General features: G+C 68.9%; 12 protein-coding genes and 2 pseudogenes. 3 read left to right on the forward strand and 11 right to left on the reverse strand.

Going from position 1 to position 21,927, the window contains the following annotated elements; all coding sequences use genetic code 11:
• Positions 1-33: 33 nt before the first annotated feature.
• From F0357_RS03420 to ilvD, 7 genes and pseudogenes are all read right to left on the reverse strand, one after another.
• Positions 34-1,404, reverse strand: a complete 1,371-nt coding sequence (locus tag F0357_RS03420) for an L-serine ammonia-lyase (protein ID WP_312861433.1) — start codon at positions 1,402-1,404, stop codon at positions 34-36.
• A 135-nt stretch (positions 1,405-1,539) separates the two neighbouring features.
• Complete coding sequence (locus F0357_RS03425; protein WP_153478765.1) at positions 1,540-2,115, reverse strand: sarcosine oxidase subunit gamma; 576 nt, start codon at positions 2,113-2,115, stop codon at positions 1,540-1,542.
• Entirely contained in the window at positions 2,108-5,116 is a 3,009-nt protein-coding gene (locus F0357_RS03430) for a sarcosine oxidase subunit alpha (protein WP_153478767.1), read from the reverse strand. The genes F0357_RS03425 and F0357_RS03430 overlap by 8 nt, the downstream gene beginning before the upstream one ends.
• Entirely contained in the window at positions 5,113-5,412 is a 300-nt protein-coding gene (locus tag F0357_RS03435) for a sarcosine oxidase subunit delta (protein WP_153478769.1), read from the reverse strand. The genes F0357_RS03430 and F0357_RS03435 overlap by 4 nt, the downstream gene beginning before the upstream one ends.
• 15 nt (positions 5,413-5,427) lie before the next feature.
• Positions 5,428-6,678: a sarcosine oxidase subunit beta family protein gene (locus F0357_RS03440; RefSeq protein ID WP_153478771.1), complete on the reverse strand. Its 1,251-nt coding sequence runs from the start codon at positions 6,676-6,678 to the stop codon at positions 5,428-5,430.
• Between the two features lie 202 nt (positions 6,679-6,880).
• A pseudogene (locus F0357_RS03445) lies at positions 6,881-8,487 on the reverse strand (GMC family oxidoreductase).
• Positions 8,488-8,626: 139 nt separating this feature from the next.
• Positions 8,627-10,483, reverse strand: a complete 1,857-nt coding sequence (gene ilvD, locus F0357_RS03450; protein ID WP_153478774.1) for a dihydroxy-acid dehydratase — start codon at positions 10,481-10,483, stop codon at positions 8,627-8,629.
• A gap of 401 nt (positions 10,484-10,884) precedes the next feature.
• On the opposite strand from ilvD, the gene F0357_RS03455 reads away from it, so the two are divergent.
• Positions 10,885-12,588: a DEAD/DEAH box helicase gene (locus tag F0357_RS03455; RefSeq protein WP_153478776.1), complete on the forward strand. Its 1,704-nt coding sequence runs from the start codon at positions 10,885-10,887 to the stop codon at positions 12,586-12,588.
• A gap of 94 nt (positions 12,589-12,682) precedes the next feature.
• Positions 12,683-12,958 carry a translation initiation factor IF-1 gene (gene infA, locus F0357_RS03460; protein ID WP_153478778.1) on the forward strand — a complete coding sequence of 92 codons (276 nt, stop codon included), beginning with the start codon at positions 12,683-12,685 and terminating at the stop codon, positions 12,956-12,958.
• A 265-nt stretch (positions 12,959-13,223) separates the two neighbouring features.
• On the opposite strand, the gene F0357_RS03465 is transcribed toward infA, so the two are convergent.
• Together F0357_RS03465 and F0357_RS03470 are read right to left on the reverse strand one after the other, a co-directional pair.
• Positions 13,224-16,376 carry an efflux RND transporter permease subunit gene (locus F0357_RS03465; protein ID WP_153478781.1) on the reverse strand — a complete coding sequence of 1,051 codons (3,153 nt, stop codon included), beginning with the start codon at positions 16,374-16,376 and terminating at the stop codon, positions 13,224-13,226.
• Between the two features lie 18 nt (positions 16,377-16,394).
• Positions 16,395-17,603 (reverse strand): efflux RND transporter periplasmic adaptor subunit, encoded by a 1,209-nt coding sequence (locus F0357_RS03470; protein WP_246161333.1) that lies wholly within the window; start codon positions 17,601-17,603, stop codon positions 16,395-16,397.
• Positions 17,604-17,764: 161 nt separating this feature from the next.
• Between F0357_RS03470 and F0357_RS03475 the strand changes: the two genes are divergently transcribed.
• Complete coding sequence (locus tag F0357_RS03475; RefSeq protein ID WP_153478783.1) at positions 17,765-18,673, forward strand: TetR family transcriptional regulator; 909 nt, start codon at positions 17,765-17,767, stop codon at positions 18,671-18,673.
• A 13-nt stretch (positions 18,674-18,686) separates the two neighbouring features.
• Here the strand turns inward: F0357_RS03475 and F0357_RS03480 are convergent.
• Both F0357_RS03480 and F0357_RS03485 read right to left on the reverse strand, forming a co-directional pair.
• Positions 18,687-19,483 (reverse strand): annotated as a pseudogene (locus tag F0357_RS03480) (FAD binding domain-containing protein).
• Between the two features lie 72 nt (positions 19,484-19,555).
• Positions 19,556-21,925, reverse strand: a complete 2,370-nt coding sequence (locus F0357_RS03485) for a xanthine dehydrogenase family protein molybdopterin-binding subunit (RefSeq protein WP_153478785.1) — start codon at positions 21,923-21,925, stop codon at positions 19,556-19,558.
• Positions 21,926-21,927 lie beyond the last annotated feature (2 nt).

Consider the following 21,927-nt stretch of genomic DNA (forward strand, 5'->3'; position numbering starts at 1 on the left):
CCACCATCTACAAGGCAGCGCGAATCTGTTCTCTCAGCACTCGGTGAGGTTCACCGCGAGGCCGCCGAGGGAGGTCTCCTTGTATTTCGACTGCATGTCGGCGCCGGTCTGGCGCATGGTCGCGATCACCTGATCGAGGTGGACGCGGTGGGTGCCGTCGCCGCGCAAAGCGAGCGAGGCGGCGTTGATCGCCTTCACCGCGCCGAAGGCGTTGCGCTCGATGCACGGGATCTGCACGAGCCCGCCGATCGGGTCGCAGGTCATGCCGAGATGGTGCTCCATCCCGATCTCGGCCGCGTTCTCGATCTGAGCGTTGGTGCCGCCGAGGGCCGCGCAGAGGCCGCCCGCCGCCATCGAGCAGGCGACACCGACCTCGCCCTGACAGCCGACCTCGGCCCCCGAGATCGAGGCGTTCATCTTGAACAGGGCGCCGATCGCCGTCGCGGTCAGGATGAAGGCGCGGATGCCGTCCTCGTTCGAGCCGGGGCAATGGTCGCGATAATAGCGCAGCACCGCCGGCACCACGCCGGCCGCACCGTTGGTGGGCGCGGTCACGACCCGGCCGCCGGCCGCATTCTCCTCGTTGACCGCGATCGCATAGAGCGAGATCCAGTCCATGATCTCGTGGGGCGAGCGGGCGTTGCGCTCCGCATCGGCGACGAGCCGGGCGCGGATCGATTTGGCGCGCCGCTTGACGGAGAGCCCGCCCGGCAGCTCGCCCTCGGTCCTGAGGCCGCGGTCGATGCAGCTCATCATCGTCTCGACCACGCGGTCGATGTGGCGGTCGACGTCCTCCGCCGGACGCAAGGCCCGCTCGTTCGCCATCATCAGCTCGGCGATCGTCAGCCCCGCCTCGTCGGCGCGCACCAGCAGGTCCTTGCCGGAGCGGAAGGGATAAGGCACCGCCGTGCCCTCCTCCACCGGATGACCGACCTCTGCCTCGCGCACCACGAAGCCGCCGCCGACCGAACACCATCGCTCGTGGGCGAGCACCGCACCGGCGGCATCGAAAGCCGCGAAGGCGAGCGTGTTCGGATGGACCGGCGTCTCGCCGACGCCGTCGAACACGATGGCCGCCGCCGGATCGAAAACGATCGCCTTGAGGCCGGCGAGCGGCAGGCGCTTCACGGCGGCCATGTCGGCGAAGATGCGCTCGGCCTGATCGGGATCGACGGTCTCCGGGTGCAGCCCTGCGAGGCCCAGGATGACCGCCTTGTCGGTGCCGTGGCCGCGGCCGGTCCAGGCGAGCGAGCCGAACAGATCGACCCGAACCGCGGCGACCCGGTCGAGGAGACCGTCCGTCTTGAGCGCGTCGGCGAAGGCGAGCGCCGCCTTCATCGGCCCGACAGTGTGGGACGAGGACGGGCCGATGCCGATCTTGAACAATTCGAAGACGCTGATCACGCGGGACCCCTCCGTGGCGGCGCGCGGTTATCTCCGCCGTCCGCCGGTGGCTCATTCATATAAGGATGCCGGCCGCACTCTTGCGAGCGGCGGCCGGCTCAAAACGTTCGTGGGCCGGATCGCTCCGGCATCGCCTCACAGGGTGTATTCGAGGCGACCCTCTTCGATCAGCCGCCACACATAGGTGGCGAAGGAGCGCCACACGTCGATGACGAAGGTCTCCTCGTCGGCCCGACGCAGCACGATCTCGGCCTTGCCGAGAAGCGTGCGGGTGCAGGCGCCGACCGGGAAGGCGGCGAGCGAGAGATCGAGCGGACAATTCGAATTGAGCACCGTCGCCGCGTGCCGCCCCGCCAGGGTGAAGGCGACCGAGCGGTGGCTGACGTCGGTCAGGGAATGGGCGATGTTCTCGAGCGCGGCGGCGAGCGCCTCGCCCAAGGCAGGCCCTTCCTCCTCGCCGGCGACGAGCACCCATTCATCCGGTCCGAGCCAGAGCGCGGCGCGGTCTCCGGCGACCGCGGCCCGGTTGGGCTCCCGCGGGATCTCGACGCCGAACGCCGCGGAGGCGGCGGCGACCGCCTCGTCGCCGCCGCGCAGGATGAAGCGGCTGCGGGGGCCGAGCGAGGCGAGCCGCGCGGTCGGGCACGGCGAGGCCGTCTGTTCCAGGATGGCGAGCGCGTCGGCGCGGCCGGTGATCGACAGATCAAGCATTGAGCCGCACTCCTTCCGGATCGAAGAACACCGGAGCCACCACCTTCACGGTGATCGGCCCCTCCGGCATCGGCACCGACAGGGTCTCGCCGAGGCGGGCGCGGCCGCGCTCCAGCATGGCGAGCGCGATCGACCGCCCGACGTTCGGGCTCCAATAGGACGACGTCACGTGGCCGAGCAGCGGCATCGGGATCGGGGCCAGCGGATCGGCGACGATCTGGGCGCCCTCCTCCAGCACCACCTTCGGGTCCTCGGTGAGGAGGCCGACGAGCTGCTTGCGGTCCGGCCGCTGCATCGACTCGCGGGCGAGCGCCCGCTTGCCGACGAAATCGGGTTTCGTCTTACCGAGCGCCCAGGCGAGGCCGACATCGTCCGGCGTCGCCGTGCCGTCGGTCTCCTGGCCGACGATGATGTAGCCCTTCTCGGCGCGCAGCACGTGCATCGTCTCGGTGCCGTAGGGCGTGATGCCGTAGGGCCGCCCGGCGGCGAAGATCGCCTGCCACACCGCTCGGCCATAATCGGCCGGCACGTTGATCTCGAAGCCGAGTTCGCCGGTGAAGCTCATGCGGAACAGCCGGGTCGGCACGCCGCAGATGCGGCCCTCGCGAACCGCCATATGCGGGAACGCTTCGGGAGACAGATCGATCCCCTCGACCAAGTTCTCGATCACCTTGCGGGCGTTCGGACCCTGCACCGCGATCACCGCCCATTGCTCGGTGGTCGAGGTCAGCCACACCTTGAGGTCCGGCCACTCGGTCTGGAGATAATCCTCCATGTGGGCGAGGACGCGCGGGGCGCCGCCGGTCGTCGTGGTGACGTGGAAGCGATCCGGCGCCATGCGGCCGACGACGCCGTCGTCCATCACGAAGCCGTCCTCGCGCAGCATCACGCCGTAGCGGCAGCGGCCGGGCTCCAGCTTCGCCCAGGCGTTGGTGTAGATGCGGTTCATGAACTCGGCCGCGTCCGGTCCCACGACCTCGATCTTGCCGAGCGTCGAGGCATCGAAGATGCCGACGGATTCACGCACCGCCTTGCATTCGCGGGCGACCGCGGCGTGCATCGTCTCGCCGGGGCGCGGGAAATAATAAGCGCGCTTCCAGAGCCCGACGTCCTCGAAGGCCGCCCCGTGCTCGACCGCCCAGCCGTGGATCGGCGTGGTGCGGACCGGATCGAACAGATCGCCGCGCGCCGCGCCAGCGAACTCGCCGAAGGTGACCGGCGTGTAGGGCAGACGGAAGGTGGTAAGACCGATCTCCGGGATCGGCTTGTCGAGGATGCCGGAGACGATGCCGAGGGCGTTGAGGTTGGAGGTCTTGCCCTGGTCGGTCGCCATGCCGGTGGTGGTATAGCGCTTGATGTGCTCGATGGAGCGGAAGCCCTCGCGGGTGGCGAGCTTCAGGTCCTTCGAGGTCACGTCGTTCTGCCAATCGACGAAGGCCTTGGCGAAGCGTGGATCGCGGTCGTGGGGCACCGCGCCGGCGAAGCCGATCATCGTCGCGGTCGGCCCGGCGACGGAGATGGTGCGCTTGTCGCCCGTGGCGAGGCCGAGGGCGGCGACCGCCGCCGCGTCGCCCGCCGCGAAGCCGTCCTCGAGCGCCGCGCCGAGATCGAACACGCCGTGCGCCGCGCCGGCCGAGCGCTCGCGCTGCACCGAGGGGCCGGGCACGAACGAGGTGATCGCCGGGTCCCACACCACCTTGCCGCGCGACTGCGAATAGAGATGAACCGAGGGCGTGAAGCCGCCGGACATCAGCACCAGGTCGCAGGCGATCGAATCCTCGCTCTTGACGCCGCCGTGGCCGTCGAGCCGGCCGACGCGGACGCTCGATACGCGCAGCCGCCCCTTGGTGCCGGTGATGACGGAGCCCGGCCGCACCGGAATGCCGGCGGCGCGGGCCTGCGCCGCGAGCGGACCCTCGGCATGGGCGCGCAGGTCGATCACCGCGGCGATGGTGACGCCCGCCGCCGCGAGGTCGAGCGCGGCGCGGTAGGCCCAGTCGTCGGCGGTGAAGATCACCGCGCGGGTGCCGGGCCGGACGCCGTAGCGGTTGGCGTAGGTGCGGGCGGAATCGGCCAGCATGATGCCGGGACGATCGTTGTCCGGGAACACCAGCGGGCGCTCGAGGGCGCCGGCGGCGATCACCACCTCCTTGGCCCGGACCTGCCACAGCCGCTCGCGCGGCAGCTTCGGATCGGGATAGGCGACGTGGTCGGTGACACGCTCGGCGAGGCCGATGAAGTTCTGCTGGTAATAGCCGAACACGGTGGTGCGCGGCAGCAGCGTCACGGTCTCGAAGGCGGCAAGCCGGGCGACGGTCGCCGCGAGCCAATCGGCCGCCGGCTGGCCCTCGATCGTGGCGTTCGTCTCGGACAACAGCGAGCCGCCGAGTTCGGCCTGCTCGTCGGCGACGATCACGGTGGCGCCGCGCTCGGCCGCGGCGAGCGCCGCCGCGAGACCCGCCGCACCACCGCCGGCGACGAGCACGTCGACGTGGGCGTAGCGGTGGGTGTAGCGGTCCGCGTCGGGGGCGGTCGGCGCCCGGCCGAGGCCCGCCATGGCGCGGATCTTGGGCTCGTAGAACGATTTCCAGGCGTTCGTCGGCCACATGAAGGTCTTGTAGTAGAACCCGGCCGGGATGAACGGGGCGAACAGGTCGTTCACCGCGCCCGCATCGAACTCGAGCGACGGCCAGCGGTTCTGGCTGACCGCGACGAGCCCGTCATAGAGCTCGACCTGGGTGGCGCGCAGGTTCGGCGTGAAGCGGCTCTCGTCCGCGCCGATGCCGACCAGCGCATTCGGCTCGTCGGAGCCGGCGGAGAGGATGCCGCGCGGCCGGTGATATTTGAAGGAACGGCCGACGAGGTGGATGCCGTTGCCGATCAGCGCGGAGGCGAGCGTGTCGCCGGCATAGCCGCGATAGCGCTTGCCGTCGAACAGGAAGGAGACCGGCTTGGCGCGGTCGATGCGGCCGCCGGAGGCGAGACGAAGCGAGGCGCTCATCGGCCGCCCTCCCCGATCAGGGTCGCGAGATCCGGCTTCGGCTCGCCGGCTTTGTAGGTCGTCACGAAGGCATCGCTCACGGTGTGGCGCACGGCGTTGAAGAAGCGCCCGCAGCCGTGGGTGTGGCGCCAGCGCTCGAAATGGTAGCCCTTCGGATTGGTGCGGAAATAGAGGAAGTCCGCCCAGCTCTCGTCGGTCGCCGAGGCCGGATCGCGCTTCAGGTGCGCCTCGCCGGCATAGCGGAACTCGATCTCGGGGCGGGCGGCGCCGCAATAGGGACAGGTGATGAGAAGCATCGGTGCGCCTCGCAATCAGTGCGCGACGGCGGCGGCGGCCGCTTCGTCGATGAGGAAGCCGTCGCGGAACCGCTCGAGCGAGAACGGCGCGTTGATCGGGTGCGGCTCGTCCTTGGCGATGGTCCAGGCGAACACGTTGCCGGAGCCCGGCGTCGCCTTGAAGCCGCCGGTGCCCCAACCGCAATTGACGTAGAGGCCGGGAACCGGGGTCTTGGCGAGGATCGGCGAGCGGTCCGGGGTGACGTCGACGATGCCGCCCCAATTGCGCAGCATGCGCAGCCGCCGGAACATCGGCACCAGTTCGCAGATGGCGTCGAGGGTGTGGCTCGCGATGTGGAGCCCGCCGGTCTGCGAATAGGAGGTGTAGGCGTCGGTGCCGGCGCCGATCACCATCTCGCCCTTGTCCGACTGGCTGATATAGGCGTGGATGGTGTTCGACATCACCACGCAGGGGAAGGCGGGCTTCACCGGCTCCGAGACGAGAGCCTGGAGCGGGTAGGATTCGAGCGGCATCCGCACGCCGGCCATCGCCATCACCACGCTGGTGTGACCGGCGGCGACGACGCCGACCTTCTTGGCGCGGATGGTGCCCTTGGTGGTCTCGACCGCCTCGACCGCGCCGGAGGCGTCGCGGCGGATCGCCGTCACCTCGCAGTTCTGGATGATGTCGACGCCGAGCGCATCGGCGCCGCGCGCATAGCCCCAGGCGACCGCGTCATGCCGGGCGACGCCGCCGCGCCGCTGCAGCGCCGAGCCGAGGATCGGATAGCGCATGTTGGAGATGTTGAGCGGCGGGCAGAATTCCTTGGTCTCCGCCGGCGTCAGCCACTCGTTGTCGACGCCGTTCAAGCGGTTGGCGTGAATGTGCCGCTTGAAGCTCTGCACGTCGTGCACCGTGTGGGCGAGCATCATGACGCCGCGCGGCGAGTACATGGTGTTGTAGTTGAGGTCCTTCGACAGGCCCTCCCACAGCTTCACCGCGTGGTCGTAGAGCCGGGCGCTCTCGGTGAAGAGGTAGTTCGAGCGGACGATCGTGGTGTTGCGGCCGGTGTTGCCGCCGCCGAGCCAGCCGCGCTCGATCACCGCCACGTTGCGGATGCCGTGTTCCTTGGCGAGATAATAGGCGGTCGCGAGCCCGTGCCCGCCGCCACCGATGATGACGACGTCATAAGCGGGCTTCGGCTCCGGCGTGCGCCATTGCGGCTGCCAGCCGGCATGGCCGCCGAACGCCTTCGCGGCGAGGGAGAAGACGGAGAATTTCTGCATCGGCGCAAGAACCCTCGGGAGCATGGCCCTCGGGAGAACGCCTCCCGGACCCTGTCATGATGGGATTGATCGGCCGTTCAATGCGAGAACGGAGACGGCGGTGGCGTTGAACATTTGCGACGCGGCATGTCGGGAATGCCCCAGCGCGGTAGCACGGGCAAGGCTGCCTCGTTGAGAGGGACGCTGAATGCCTGTTCACCGTTCAACGGGCGTCAGCGAGCACCATCGCGGCCCCTTCTCGGCGATCATGATGGTGGGGGAATTGGTGTTGCCGGAGGTGATGCGCGGCATCACCGAGGCGTCGATCACCCGCAGCGCCTCGACGCCCAGGACGGCGAGGCGCGCGTCGGTCACGGCCGCGGGGTCGCTCGGCAGGCCCATGCGGGCGGTGCCGACGGGGTGGAAGATCGTCGTGCCGATCGCGCCGGCGGCCTCGGCGAGCTCGTCGTCGGTCTCCAAAGCCGCGCCGGGGCGATATTCCTCCGGCCGGAAGCGGGCGAGCGCCGGGGCGGCGGCGACGCGGCGGGCGAGCCGGATCGAATCGATCGCGACGCGGCGGTCGGCCTCGGCCGAGAGATAATGCGGCGCGATCTTCGGCGCCGCCGCGGCATCCCGCGAGGCGATGTGGATGGTGCCGCGGCTCTCGGGGCGCAGATTGCAGACGCTCACCGTCATGGCGTCGAACGGATGCAGGTCGTCGCCGAACTTGTCGAGGGAGAGCGGCTGGACATGGAATTGGACGTTCGGCCGCTCGAAATCCGGCGAGGAGGCCGCGAAGGCGCCGAGTTGCGAGGGGGCCATGGTGAGGGCACCGCGGCGGAACAGAGCATAGTCGAGGCCCATCAGCGCCCGCCGCCCGAGCGAGCGATAGAGCGTGTTCATCGTCGCCGTGCCGGACACCTTGTAGACGAGGCGCAGTTGCAGGTGGTCCTGCAGGTTCTCGCCGACGCCGGGGGCATGGTGGACCACGGGCACACCGAGCGCCTGCAAATGCTCGCCGTCGCCGATGCCGGAGCGCTCCAGGATCGCCGGCGAGCCGACCGCGCCGGCGGCGAGGATGACCTCGCGGCGCGCCTTGAGAATACGGGTGCCGCCGCCCTGGCGGATGACGAGCCCGACCGCCCGCTTGCCCTCGAACACCAGCCGCTCGGCGAGCGCTTCGGTGATGACCGTCAGGTTCGGCCGCTTCAGCGCCGGCTTGAGGAAGCCGCGCGCCGCGCTCCAGCGGCGGCCGCGCTTCTGGTTCACCTGGAAATAGGCGCAGCCCGCATTGTCGCCGGTGTTGAAATCCCGCGTGCGGGGGATGCCGCTCTCGGCCGCCGCGGCGCGGAAGGCGTCGAGGATCGGCCATTCGATGCGCGGGAGATCGACCCGCCACTCGCCACCCGCCCCGTGGAAGGGACCGGCGCCGAAGACGTGGTCCTCGTGGCGCTTGAAGATCGGCAGAACGTCGTCCCAACCCCAGCCGTCGAGGCCCAGTTGGCGCCAGTGATCGTAATCGCCGGCCTGGCCGCGCATATAGATCATGGCGTTGATGGCCGACGACCCGCCGATGACCTTGCCGCGGGGATAAGCGAGACTGCGGCCGCCGAGGCCCGGCTCCGCCTCGGTGCGGAACATCCAATCGGCGCGGGGATTGCCGATGGCGAAGAGATAGCCGGCCGGGATGTGGAACCAGATCCAGCGATCGCGCCGGCCGCCCTCGACCAAGGCGACGCGGTAGCGGCCACCCTCCGACAGGCGGTTGGCGAGGACGCATCCGGCCGAGCCCGCCCCGGCGATGACGAAATCGAAAATGTCCTCGCTCACGCGACGCCCCTCCCCGGCACGAGCCCGATATGCGAACGCCGCCCCTCTTGCGAAGGGCGGCGTCCTGTTTTCGGGGAGAGCCGCGGCGGAAGCAAGGCCGGCGCAGCGCCGTCTCGTCCCGCCGGTCTTCCGGCTCTCGTCAATCCTGGCCGATCTGGCTCACGTCGCGGATTGCGCCGCGGGAGGCCGACGTGGTGAGCGCCGCATAGGCCTTGAGCGCGGCCGAGACCTGGCGGGGGCGCGGCTTCGCCGGCTTCCAGGCGGCCTTGCCCTTGGCCTCCATGGCGGCGCGGCGACGGGCGATCTCCTCGTCCGGCACGGCGAGGCGGATCGAGCGGTTCGGGATGTCGATCTCGATCCGGTCGCCGTCCTCGACGAGGCCGATGGCGCCGCCCTCGGCCGCTTCCGGCGAGACGTGGCCGATCGACAGGCCCGAAGAGCCGCCCGAGAAGCGGCCGTCGGTGATGAGCGCGCACGCCTTGCCGAGGCCCTTCGACTTCAGGTAGCTCGTCGGATAGAGCATCTCCTGCATGCCGGGACCGCCGCGCGGCCCCTCGTAGCGGATCAGCACGATGTCGCCCGGCACGATCTTGCCGCCGAGAATGCCCTCGACCGCCGCGTCCTGGCTCTCGAAGATGCGGGCCGGGCCGGCAAACGTGAGGATGCTCTCGTCCACGCCCGCGGTCTTCACGATGCAGCCGTCCTCGGCGAGGTTGCCGAAGAGCACGGCGAGGCCGCCGTCCTTGGAGAAGGCATGCGCGGCATCGCGGATCGCACCGGTCTCGCGGTCGGCATCGACCTCGCGGTAGCGGCGATCCTGGCTGAACGCGACCTGGGTCGGGATGCCGCCCGGCGAGGCGCGGAAGAAGGTCTCCACGCTCTCGCTCTTGGTCCGCTTGATGTCCCAGCGGTCGAGGCCCTTCGCCAGGGTCTCGGAATGCACGGTCGGCAGGTCGGTCTTGATGAGGCCGGCGCGGTCGAGTTCGCCCAGGATGCCGACGATGCCGCCGGCGCGGTGGACGTCTTCCATGTGCACGTTCGGCACCGAGGGCGCGACCTTGCAGAGCACCGGCACCCGGCGCGACAACCGGTCGATGTCCTGCATGGTGAACGGCACGCCCGCCTCGTAGGCGGCGGCGAGCAGATGCAGCACGGTGTTGGTCGAGCCGCCCATGGCGATGTCGAGCGTCATCGCGTTCTCGAACGCCGAGAAGCTAGCGATCGAGCGCGGCAGCACGCTCTCGTCGCCCTGCTCGTAATAGCGGCGGGCGAGATCGACGATGAGATGTCCCGCTTCGACGAACAGGCGACGGCGATCGGCGTGGGTGGCGACGATCGTGCCGTTGCCCGGCAGCGACAGGCCAAGGGCCTCGGTCAGGCAGTTCATCGAGTTCGCGGTGAACATGCCCGAGCACGAACCGCAGGTCGGGCAGGCCGAGCGCTCGATGATCTTCACGTCCTCGTCCGACACGCGGTCGTCGGCGGCGGCGACCATGGCGTCGACGAGATCGAGCGCCTTTTCCTTGCCGCCGAGCACGACCTTGCCGGCCTCCATCGGGCCGCCCGAGACGAACACGACCGGGATGTTGATGCGCAGCGCCGCCATCAGCATGCCGGGAGTGATCTTGTCGCAGTTCGAGATGCAGACCATGGCGTCCGCACAATGGGCGTTCACCATGTACTCGACGCTGTCGGCGATGAGGTCGCGCGAGGGCAGCGAATAGAGCATGCCGTCGTGGCCCATCGCGATGCCGTCATCGACCGCGATGGTGTTGAATTCCTTGGCGACGCCGCCCGCCTCTTCGATCTCGCGGGCGACGAGCTGGCCGAGATCCTTGAGATGGACGTGGCCTGGCACGAACTGAGTGAAGGAGTTTACGACGGCGATAATGGGCTTTCCGAAATCCTGATCCTTCATGCCCGTGGCACGCCACAGGCCCCGCGCACCCGCCATGTTGCGGCCGTGGGTGGTGGTCCGGGAACGGTAGGCCGGCATCGTCGTAGTCCTTGTTGTTCGTTCACACGCGGCGAGAGGCCGCGGAGCCTTCATCTATAGCAGCGGCGCCCTTTTCGCATCCCCCTTCCGGCTTTTCTAAAGTGCGCGATGCCGTGACGTCGCCGCGGCGCGCAGGGCGCACGTCGTGCCACCATGATCATTGCGGCGCGGCGGATCGGCATTTCGACTTGACTTTTCGCAGAAATCCGCCATCTACGGAGCGGGTTTACCGGGCGCGTGACCGAGACGTCTTCCCATCGTCGGCCAGCCGGACCCTTCATCAGACACATTTTTTGACTGCCCAATCACGCGGGGCGTCTCAAAGACCCCGCGATCGGCCGTCGGCTCGTGGCACGAGATGCCACAGTGCGCGCTCCGTTCGCGCAACCGAAAGACTTGCTTTGACCTCTTTCCAAGACCTCGGCCTCGCCGAGCCGATCCTCAAGGCGCTCGCCGAAGAAGGCTATGATGCGCCGACCCCGATCCAGGCGGACGCTATTCCGCCCGTCCTCGCCGGACGCGACCTCCTCGGCATCGCCCAGACCGGAACCGGCAAGACCGCTGCGTTCGCCCTGCCGATCCTGCACCATCTCGCCCAGCACACCCGGCCGGTCGGCCGGCGCGGCTGCCGGGTGCTCGTCCTGAGCCCGACCCGCGAACTCGCCGGTCAGATCCAGGATTCCTTCAAGGCCTACGGCCGCCACCTGAAGTTCACCGTGACGCTCGCCATCGGCGGCGTGCCGATCGGCCGCCAGACCCGCGCGCTGATGCCGGGCGTCGACGTACTCGTCGCCACGCCGGGCCGCGTCATCGACCTCTACGAACAGGGCGCGGTCAAGTTCGACGAGATCGAGGTGCTCGTTCTCGACGAGGCCGACCGCATGCTCGAGGTCGGTTTCATCCACGCCATCCGCGCCATCATCGCCAAGCTGCCGCAGAAGCGTCAGGGCCTGTTCTTCTCGGCCACCATGCCGAAGGAGATCGCCGACCTCGCCAACCGCCTGCTGCGCGATCCGATCGAGGTCGCGGTGACCCCGGTCTCCAAGACTGCCGACCGCATCGAGCAGAGCGTACTCTATATCGACCAGGGGGCGAAGAGCCGCCTGCTCGCCGAGATCCTCAAGGCTGAGCCGATCGACCGCGCCATCGTGTTCACCCGCACCAAGCACGGTGCCGACCGGGTGGTGCGCAACCTCGCCGCTTCCGGCGTCACCGCCGAGGCGATCCACGGCAACAAGTCCCAGGGTCAGCGGGAACGCGCGCTCGGCAATTTCCGTGAGGGCCGCACCCGCATCCTGATCGCGACCGACATCGCGGCGCGCGGCATCGACGTCGACGGCGTCAGCCACGTCTTCAATTTCGATCTGCCGAACATTCCCGAGAGCTATGTCCACCGCATCGGGCGCACCGCGCGCGCCGGCGCTTCGGGCATCGCCATCTCGTTCTGCGCCGGCGACGAGCGCGATTATCTGCGCCAGATCGAGAAGCTGACGCGCCAGCCGATCGCCCTCGCGACCGCCTATGCCTCCACCGCGGCGGCCCTCGCCGGCTCCGGTCCGGTGGTTGCCGACGACCGCGACCGCCGCGAAGACGCACGCGGCGGTGGCCGTGGCCGCAACGGCGGCGGCCGCCAGGACGGTGGCCGCAGCAACGGCGCAGGGCGCAACAACAACGGCCAGCGCCGCAGCGACGGCCGTGCCGCTTCGGGCGGCCAGCGCAACGAGCCCCGCAACGGCGCCGACCCCCGCGTCGGCGCAGAGCGTCCCGCGAACACCGACGCCCGGCCGAACCGGGCCGGCGGCCGCGACGAAGCCCGCACCGAAGGGCGCCGCGAGGCACCCCGCAAGGCGCAGGGCGCGGCGGGCGCGGCAAACGGCGGCGAGCGGAGCGCGACCCCGCGGCGCGACCACGAGGGCGGCGGACGCCGCTCCGGCGGTCACGTCACCGGCGCGCGCGATGGGGCGAGCCGTGACGGCGGACGCCGCGACGGCGGCCGCGGACGGTCGGCGGATCAGGGCGGCGGCGATATCGCCGGCGTCCGCTTCCTCGCCGAACCGGCGCGGCGCGGCGAGCGCGACAGCTCGGCGGGTCGCCCCCGCCGCTGATGCCATTCATTCCGGCACGCATCCCGGAAAAGTCATTCAACTTTTCCTTCAGATGCTCTAAGCCGGCGCAAGCGTGAAGACGGAGACGGGCTGTATGGCCAAAGAAGAACTACTCGAGTTCGAAGGCGTGGTGACCGAGGTGCTGCCGGACGGCCACTTCCGGGTCACCCTCGACAACGACCATCAGGTGCTGGCCTACGCGGCCGGACGCATGAAGAAGAACCGAATCAAGACCCTGGTCGGCGACCGCGTGACGGTCGAGATGTCGCCCTACGACCTCGACAAGGGCCGGATCAACTTCCGCCACAAGACCGGCGGCGCCCCGCCCCCGGGCGCGCCGCAGCGCCGCCCGCCGCCGCGCCGCCGCTGAGGCCACTGCGGTCGAGGCGAGGCCCCGCGACCTTCGAGACCCCGGACGGTTCCGCCGTCCGGCGGCTCTCCGCGGTACTTCGATCCCGATATGAAAAACGGCGCGCCGGGCATCCCCGGCGCGCCGTTTTCGTTTGGATGGTTGGCTGATCGAGCAGTGGAGCGCGCCCGCACCTCTCATCACTGCCTCCTGGGCCGCCATTCGCGGCCCTCGGTCCCCGGGACGAGCCCGGGGATGACCAGTGAGAGGGACGCGCCCGGTCGATTTATTCTCCGGGCGCCGGATGCTGCGCGGCGCGCTCCTCGGCGGCGTGGTCATCGGCCGGCTTCGGATTGCGCCAGGCGATCAGGCGATAGAACATCGGGATGAAGAAGATCGCGATGAACGTCGCCGCCAGCATGCCGCCGATCACGCCGGTGCCGATCGAGTGGCGGCTCGCCGAGCCGGCACCCGTCGAGGTGGCGAGCGGCAACACGCCGAGGATGAAGGCGAGCGAGGTCATCACGATCGGCCGGAAGCGTAGCCGCGCCGCAGCGAGCGCGGCCTCGGCCGCCGTCAGCCCTTCCTTCCGCTTCAAGACCGCGAACTCGACGATCAGGATGGCGTTTTTCGCCGCCAAGCCGATCAGCGTCACGAGGCCGATCTGGAAGTAGACGTCGTTCTCGAGCCCGCGGAGATAGACCGCGGTGAGCGCGCCGACCAAGGCGAACGGCACCGCGAGGATGACCGCGAACGGCAGCGACCAGCGCTCGTACTGGGCCGCGAGGATCAGGAACACCATGATGATGCCGAACAGGAAGGCCTGGCTGCCGGACCCGCTCGTCTCACGCTCCTGATAGGCCGACCCGATCCAGCCGAGCTGATAGCCCTCCGGCAGCACCTCCGTGGCGACCTGGGTCATCGCGTCGATGGCCTGTCCGGACGAGAAGCCGGGGGCCGGACCGCCGAGGATCTTCGCCGCCGGATAGATGTTGAAGCGCGTGACCGTGTCCGGGCCGATGATCCGCTTCACGCTGAGGAGCACGTCGATCGGGATCATGCTGCCGGAATCGGCCCGCACGAATACCTTCTTCAGATCCTCGGGACGCTCGCGGAAGCTCGCATCGGCCTGCAGGCTGACCCGGAAGTTCCGCCCGAACATCGTGAAGTCGTTGACGTAGAGGCTGCCGAAGGTCGCCTGCATCGCCTCGAAGATCGAGGAGATCGGCACCCCGAGCGCCTTCGCCTTCTCGCGATCGACGTCGATGCGATATTGCGGCACGCCGACGCTGAAGGTGGTGTTGAGGCCGGCGAGCTCCGGCCGCTTCGCCGCCGCCGCCAGGAATTTGGTGGTCACGTCGGCGAGCGCGGCGGAATCCGAGCCCGTGCGATTCTGGAGGTAGACCTCGAAACCGCCGGTGGTCGACATGCCCTGAATGGGCGGCGGGTTGAAGGCGAGGATCAGGGCGTCGCGGATCTGCGAGCCCATGCCCATGAGCTGGAAGGCGAGCGATTGAGAATCCTGACCCGGTCCGGCGCGCTCCTTCCAATCCTTCAAGGGAATGAAGGCGACGCCCGCGTTCGGCTTCTGGCCGAAGGTCAGAATGTCGAAGCCGGCGAGGTTGATGACGTGCTCGGTCTCCGGCAGGTGCATGACCTGCTCGACGAAGGCGCCCGTCGCCCGCTCGGTCCGCTCCAGCGAAGCCGCCGGCGGCAGGAAAGCGGCGGTGATGACGTAGCCCTGATCCTCGTTCGGCAACAGCGAGCCGGGAATCTTCTGGGAGATGTGCCAGCCGAACGCGAGCAGCGCCGCGAACAGGACGATACCGATCAGGAAGCGCTTGACGAGGAAGCGGACGCCGGCCGTGTAGCCCACCGTCGCCGCCTCGAAGGCGCGGTTGAAGATGCGGAACGGCAGAATCGGCCGGTGATGGCCGGGCTTCAGCACGAGCGCGCAGAGCGCCGGCGTCAGGGTCAGCGCGACGATGCCGGAGATCGTCACGGAGACGGCGATCGTCACCGCGAACTGCTTGTACATCTGGCCCGCGAGACCGCCCATGAAGGCGACCGGCACGAACACCGCGATGAGCACGAGCACGATCGCGACGACCGGCCCGGTCACCTCCTGCATCGCCTTGATGGCCGCCGCCTTGGGCGGCAGCTTCTCGGTCGACATGATGCGTTCGACGTTCTCGAGCACCACGATCGCGTCGTCGACGACGATGCCGATCGCGAGCACGAGGCCGAATAGCGTCAACAGGTTGATCGAGAAGCCGAGCACGTACATGCCGGCGAAGGTGCCGATGATCGAGACCGGCACGGCGATGATCGGGATCAGCGTCGCGCGCAGGCTCTGGAGGAAGATGAACACCACCGCGACGACCAGGATGATCGCCTCGATGAAGGTCTTCACCACCTCCTCGATCGAGATCCGCACGAACTTGGTGGTGTCGTAGGGGATCGCGTAGGTGATGCCCGAGGGGAACTGCTTGGAGAGCTCCTCCATGCGCTTGGCGACGCCTTCGGTGGTGGCGAGCGCGTTGGCACCAGGCTGGAGGTAGATGCCCATGGCGATGGCGGCCTTGCCGTCGATCGTGGTCTGCAGATTGTAGTCCTGGGCGCCGAGTTCGACGCGGGCGACGTCCTTGAGACGCAGCGTCGAGCCGTTCTGATCGGCGCGCAGGATGATCTGCTCGAACGCCTTGGCATCCGGCAGCCGGCCCGAAGTCGTCACGGTATAGGTGTAGGCCCGGTCGCTCGCGGTCGGCTCTTCGTTGAAGCGGCCGGCGGCGAACTGGGCGTTCTGCTCGCGGATCGAGGCAGCGACATCGCCCGGAGTGAGATTGTATTGCGCGAGCTTGTCCGGCCGCAGCCAGACGCGCATCGAATAATCCTTCGAGCCGAACAGCGAGGCGTCGCCGACGCCCGGCGTGCGCTTCAACTCATCGATGACGTTGAGGAGCGCGTAGTTCGACAGATAGATCGGATCCCGCGAGCCGTCGGGCGACGACATCGTCACGACCTCGAGGATCGAGCTCGAGCGCTTGTCGACCTTGACGCCTTGCTGCTGCACCTCGGCCGGCAGGGTCGAAAGCGTGCGCTGCACGCGGTTGTTGACGTTGATCGTCGCCTGATCGGGGTCGGTGCCGATCTTGAAGGTGACGGTCAGCGTCATCTGACCGTTCGAGAGGCTGGTCGACTCCATGTAGATCATGTTGTCGACGCCGTTGATCTGCTGCTCGAGCGGCGCGGCGACGGTGGCGGCGACGGTCTCCGGACTGGCGCCCGGATAGGTGGTCGAGACCACCACCTGCGGCGGCACGATGTCGGGATATTGCGCGATCGGCAGCGACCGCATGGCTCCGAGGCCCGCGAGGACGATGACGATCGATATGACGGCCGCGAATACGGGCCGGTCGATGAAGAAGCGTGAACCCATGGCAGCGTTCTTTCCGGCTCAGTTCGCCGTGGTCGACTTGGCCCCCGCCGCGGGCGCGGCGGACGCCTCGACGGCCTGCGCGGTCGCCACGGTGACCGGGCTGCCCGGCCGCACCTTGATGACGCCTTCGGTGATGACCCGGTCGCCCGGCGCAAGACCGGAGCGCACCACCCAGCCCTGACCGACCTCACGCCCGAGATCGACCGGCTTCACCTGGGCGATGTTGTCGCCGCCGACCACATAGACGAACGTGCCCTGCGGCCCCTGCATCACCGCGGCCTGCGGGACCACGATCGTGTTCTTCAACGTGATGCCCGAGATCGCCGCGCGGACGAACTGGCCCGGCAGCAAACGGTTGTCGGGGTTCGGGAATTCGGCGCGGGCGAGGACCGTGCCGGTCGCCGTGTCGACGGTGCGCGAGGTGAAGTCCACGACGCCTTCGCGATCGTAGGCCTTCCCGTTCGACATGGAGATGCGAACCTTGAGCTTGCCGCCGTCGTTGAGGACGACCTTGCCGGACTCCATCAGATCGCGGATCTCGGTCGCCTCGTTGTCGGTGAACGAGAAGTTCACATAGATCGGATCGAGCTGCGTGATGCGGGTGAGGAGGCTGTCCGCGGCGCTGCTGCCGACGAGGCTGCCCTCGGCGAGGGCGCGCTGGGCGGTGACGCCGCTGATCGGCGCCGTCACCGTGGTGTAGCTGAGATTGATCTGGGCGGTCTTGAGCTGGGCCTCGGCGGAGGCGACGTCGGCCTCGCCGATCGCCACGGCGGCCACCGCGTCGTCACGCGCCTTCTCGGTGCCGACCTTGCGCTCGAAGAGCTGCACGGCACGCTCCTGATCGCCCTTCGCCTGCACGAGCGTCGCCTGGGCGCGCTGCAATTGCGCCTTCGCCCGCGCGACGTCCGCCTCGAACGTCACCGGATCGATGCGGAAGAGCACCTCGCCCTTCTTCACGATCGAGCCCTCGACGAAGTCCTTTTCGAGCAGGATACCCTCGACCCGGGCGCGCACCTCGACCTCGCGGTAGGCGACGAGCCGACCGGGATAATCGTAGACGAGCGGCACGTCCTTCGCCTCCATGGACTGGACGGTGACGGTCGGTGGCGGCGGGGCGTGCTGCGCCTGAGCCTGAGCCTGACCGCCTTCCAGGCACCCGGCCAGCGCCAAGCCGGCAACGATCGCCATCGCGACCGCGGGACGTGCGGAGAACTTGCGTGCCGTCATGGAATCTGCCTCGAAGAGACCGCGCCAGGCGCCTCTGCCTAGCTTGAGCGTCAGGGAAGGCGCCGGGAGCACGTTCGGGAGGGACGGGGCTCGACGCGACGCTTCAGCGTAGCTATTTATACATACAGAGGTGTATGTAAAGATCAATCGGTCAGGAAACGATGGTCCGCCGGACGAAGGCAGCAGCCGAACAGACCCGTGCCGACCTGCTCGATGCGGCGGAGCACCTGTTCCACGAAAGGGGCGTCTCCCGCACCTCCCTGGACGACATCGCGAAAGCGGCGGGGGTGACCCGCGGCGCCGTCTATTGGCACTTCCGCAACAAGCTCGACGTGCTGTGCGCGCTCCAGGAGCGGATCTGCACGCCGGCGGAAGACCTGCTAGCCATGGCGGCCGACGGGCGCCATCCCGATCCCCTGGGTGCAATCGAACAATCGACGCTCGACACGCTGCGGGAACTCGCCGGTGACTCACGCAAGGTACGCGTGATGTCCATCCTGATGCAGCGATGCGAATATGTCGACGAGATGAGCGAAGCGCTACGGCGCCTCGAGGAATCCAATCGCGAATTGTGGTCACACTTGCTTGAGGCTTTCCGGCGCGCCCGCGACGGCGGGCGGCTTTCGCCGGCTTGGACGCCCGAAGCGGCGGTGTGGATGCTCCGCAGCTTCATGATGGGCCAACTCTACGAGTGGCTCAAGCAGCCCGAGGCCTACGATATCTGCCGCATCGGCACAGGTTGCCTCGACCGCCTGTTTGCGAGCTTCCGGGGCGAAGCCACGCCTCCCCCGCGCGCCGCCGGGCCGCGGACCTGCGACGGACCACCGGAAATCGCCGCCGACAGCGTGCCGCTATTTGCCGACCTCGACACGGACCCGACCGTCTGCCCGACCTTGCGCCGCGCGACGGCCTGCACGGGACGGCACGCGGTGCCGATCGCCGCGGAGACGTCAGAGGTCGTCGATGGTTCGGCCACCAAGCCGCCGGCACCCAAGCGGGGCCGGAGCTCCTCGTCCGGCCGCCGCACGCCGGCGAGAGGCCCCTCGCCGGCCGAGACGAAGATCAAATAGGTCGCGCGCGGCGCTACCCCGCCGCTTCGACCGCCCGCTTCGCCATCACGGAGACGAGATTGGCCCGGTAGGCGGCGGAGCCGTGCATGTCGGCCATCAGGCCGTCCGCGGAGACGGTGATGCCGGCGAGCGCCTCCGGCGACCACGCGTGGGCGAGCGCCGCTTCCATCTCGGGAACGCGAAAGACGCCGCCCTCCCCTGCTCCGGTGACCGCGACGCGGACCCGCCCCCGAAGCGGGCGACGAACACGCCGCACATCGCATAGCGCGACGCCGGATGGCGGAACTTGCGGTACCCCGCCTTGTCCGGGACCTTGAACGAGATGGCGCGGATGATCTCGCCCTCGTCGAGGGCGGTCTCGAACATCCCGACGAAATAATCGTCCGCCGGGATGATGCGCCGATCCGTCGTGATCGTGGCGTCGAGTGCCAGCACCGCGGCCGGATAATCCGCGGCGGGGTCGTTGTTGGCGACCGAACCGCCGAGGGTGCCGCGGTGGCGCACGGCGGGATCGCCGATCTGCGAGGCGAGATAGGAGAGCGCGGGGATCGCGCCGCCGACGCTCGTCGAAGCCGCGACCTCCGCGTGGGTGGTCGCCGCGCCGATGGTCACCGTCTCGGCCGTCGCCGTGATGCCCTTGAGCTCGGCGAGCCGGCCGATGTCGATCAGATGTTCGGGGGCGGCGAGACGCTGCTTCATGGTCGGGATCAGCGTCATCCCGCCCGAGAGGAGCTTCGCCTCGCTCTCGCCGGTCGCGAGCGCGGCGGCCTCGGCGAGAGTCTGCGGGCGGTGATAGGTCGTCGAATACATGGAAGGCATTCCCTCAAAAGACGTCCGGGTGAAATCCGCCGGCGCGGTGCGCCGGCGGCCGCCTTTCGAATGTCATTCCGCCGCGAGCCGCGGCGCGGTCGCCTGGATCGCCTCCCACACCACCGCAGGGGTGGCGGGCATGGTGATCTCGCGGATGCCGAGCGCATCGGTGATCGCGTTGATGACGGCCGGCGTCGAGCCGATGCAGCCGGCCTCGCCGCAGCCCTTCATGCCGAGCGGATTGCTCGGGCAGATGGTCTCGGTCGTCATCACCGTGAACGACGGCAGGTCGCCCGCCCGCGGCATCTGGTAGTCCATGAAGGAGGCGGTCAGGATCTGCCCGCTCTCGGCATCGTAGCGCGCGCCCTCGAACAGCGCCTGGCCGATGCCCTGGGCGAGCCCGCCGTGGACCTGCCCTTCGACGATCATCGGATTGATGATCTTGCCGAAATCGTCCGCCGCGACGAACTGGACGATCTCGACGATGCCGGTATCGGGATCGATCTCCACCTCGCAGACATAGGTGCCCGCGGGGAACGTGAAGTTCGTCGGATCATAGAAGGCGCTCTCCTTGAGCCCGGGCTCCATGCCGGCCGGCAGATTGTGGCCGGTATAGGCGGCGAGCGCGACCTCGTGGAACTTCAGCTCGCGGTCGGTGCCGGCGACCTTGAAGGCGCCGCCCTCGACGACGATGTCGCCCTCCGACGCCTCGAGAACATGGGCGGCGATCTTCTTGCCCTTGGCCTCCACCTTGTCGAGGGCGCGGGAGATGGCGCTCATGCCGACCGCGCCGGAGCGCGAGCCGTAGGTACCCATGCCGAACTGCACCTTGTCGGTGTCGCCGTGGACGATCGAGACCGACGAAATCGGCACGCCGAGCCGCTCGTGGACGAGCTGGGCGAAGGTCGTCTCGTGGCCCTGGCCGTGGCTGTGGGAGCCGGTCAGAACCTCGATGGTGCCGACCGGATTGACGCGAACCTCGGCCGATTCCCAGAGCCCGACGCCGGCGCCGAGGGAGCCGACCGCCTGGGACGGCGCGATGCCGCACGCCTCGATGTAGCAGGAGAGGCCGATGCCACGCTTGCGGCCGCGCGCCGCCGCCGCCGCCCGCCGCGCCGGGAAGCCGGCATAATCGGCGGCGGCGAGCGCCGCATCGAGCGTCGCGTCGTAGTCGCCGGCGTCGTAGCACATGATGACCGGCGTCTGGTGCGGGAACGACCGGACGAAGTTCTTCCGCCGAAGCTCGGCCGGGTCGATGCCGAACTCGCGCGCCGCCGTCTCCATCAACCGCTCGATGAGATAGGTGGCTTCGGGCCGCCCCGCGCCGCGATAGGCGTCGACCGGGGTGGTGTGGGTATAGACCGCGTCGACCTCGGCGTGGATCGCGGGCATGGCATATTGGCCCGAGAGCAGTGTCGCGTAGAGATAGGTCGGGATCGCCGACGAGAAGGTCGACATGTAGGCGCCGAGATTGGCGATCGTCTTGACCTTGAAGCCGATGATGCGGTGATCGGCATCGAAGGCGAGCTTCGCCTTGGTGACGTGATCGCGGCCATGGGCGTCGGTCAGGAACGCCTCGGTGCGATCGGACGTCCATTTCACCGGCCGGCCGCCGATCCGCTTCGAGGCCCAGAGGCAGGCGGTCTCTTCCGGATAAATGAAGATCTTGGAGCCGAAGCCGCCGCCGACATCCGGCGCCACCACCCGGAGCTTGTTCTCCGGGGCGATACCGACGAAGGCGGAGAGCACGAGCCGGGCGACGTGCGGGTTCTGGCTCGTGTTGTAGAGGGTATAGTGCTCCTCGGCCGGGTCGTACACGCCGACCGCCGCGCGCGGCTCCATCGCGTTCGGGACGAGGCGGCTGTTCACCACGTCGAGCTCGACGATGTGGGCGGCGCGGGCGAGCGCGGCGTCGGTCGAGGCGGCCTCGCCGAGCTCCCACGAGAAGATGGTGTTGCGCGGCGCCTCGGCATGGACCTGCGGCGCGCCCTCGTCCTGCGCATGGGCCGGCTCGACGACCGCCGCCAGCTCCTCGTAATCCACCGCCACCTTCTCGGCGGCGTCGCGGGCGATGTCGCGGGTGTCGGCAATCACCATGGCGACCGCATCGCCGACATAGCGCACCGTATCGGCCGCGATCGCCGGATGGGCGCCGGCCCGCATCGGAGTGCCGTCCTTCGAGTGGATCATCCAGCCGCAGATGAGCCCGCCGATCTTGTCGGCGGCGAGATCCGCGCCCGTCAGCACCGCGACCACGCCCGGCATCGCCAGCGCCTCGCTCGCATCGATCCCACGGATGCGGGCGTGGGCGTGGGGCGAACGCACGAAGATCGCGTAGGTCGTGTCCTTCGGCACGATATCGTCGGTGTAGCGGCCCCGTCCGGTGACGAACCTCTTGTCTTCTTTGCGCAGCACGCGCGCGCCGATGCCTTCGACAGCCATGA

The sequence above is a fragment of the Segnochrobactrum spirostomi genome (assembly GCF_009600605.1).
Taxonomy (GTDB): Bacteria; Pseudomonadota; Alphaproteobacteria; order Rhizobiales; family Segnochrobactraceae; genus Segnochrobactrum; species Segnochrobactrum spirostomi.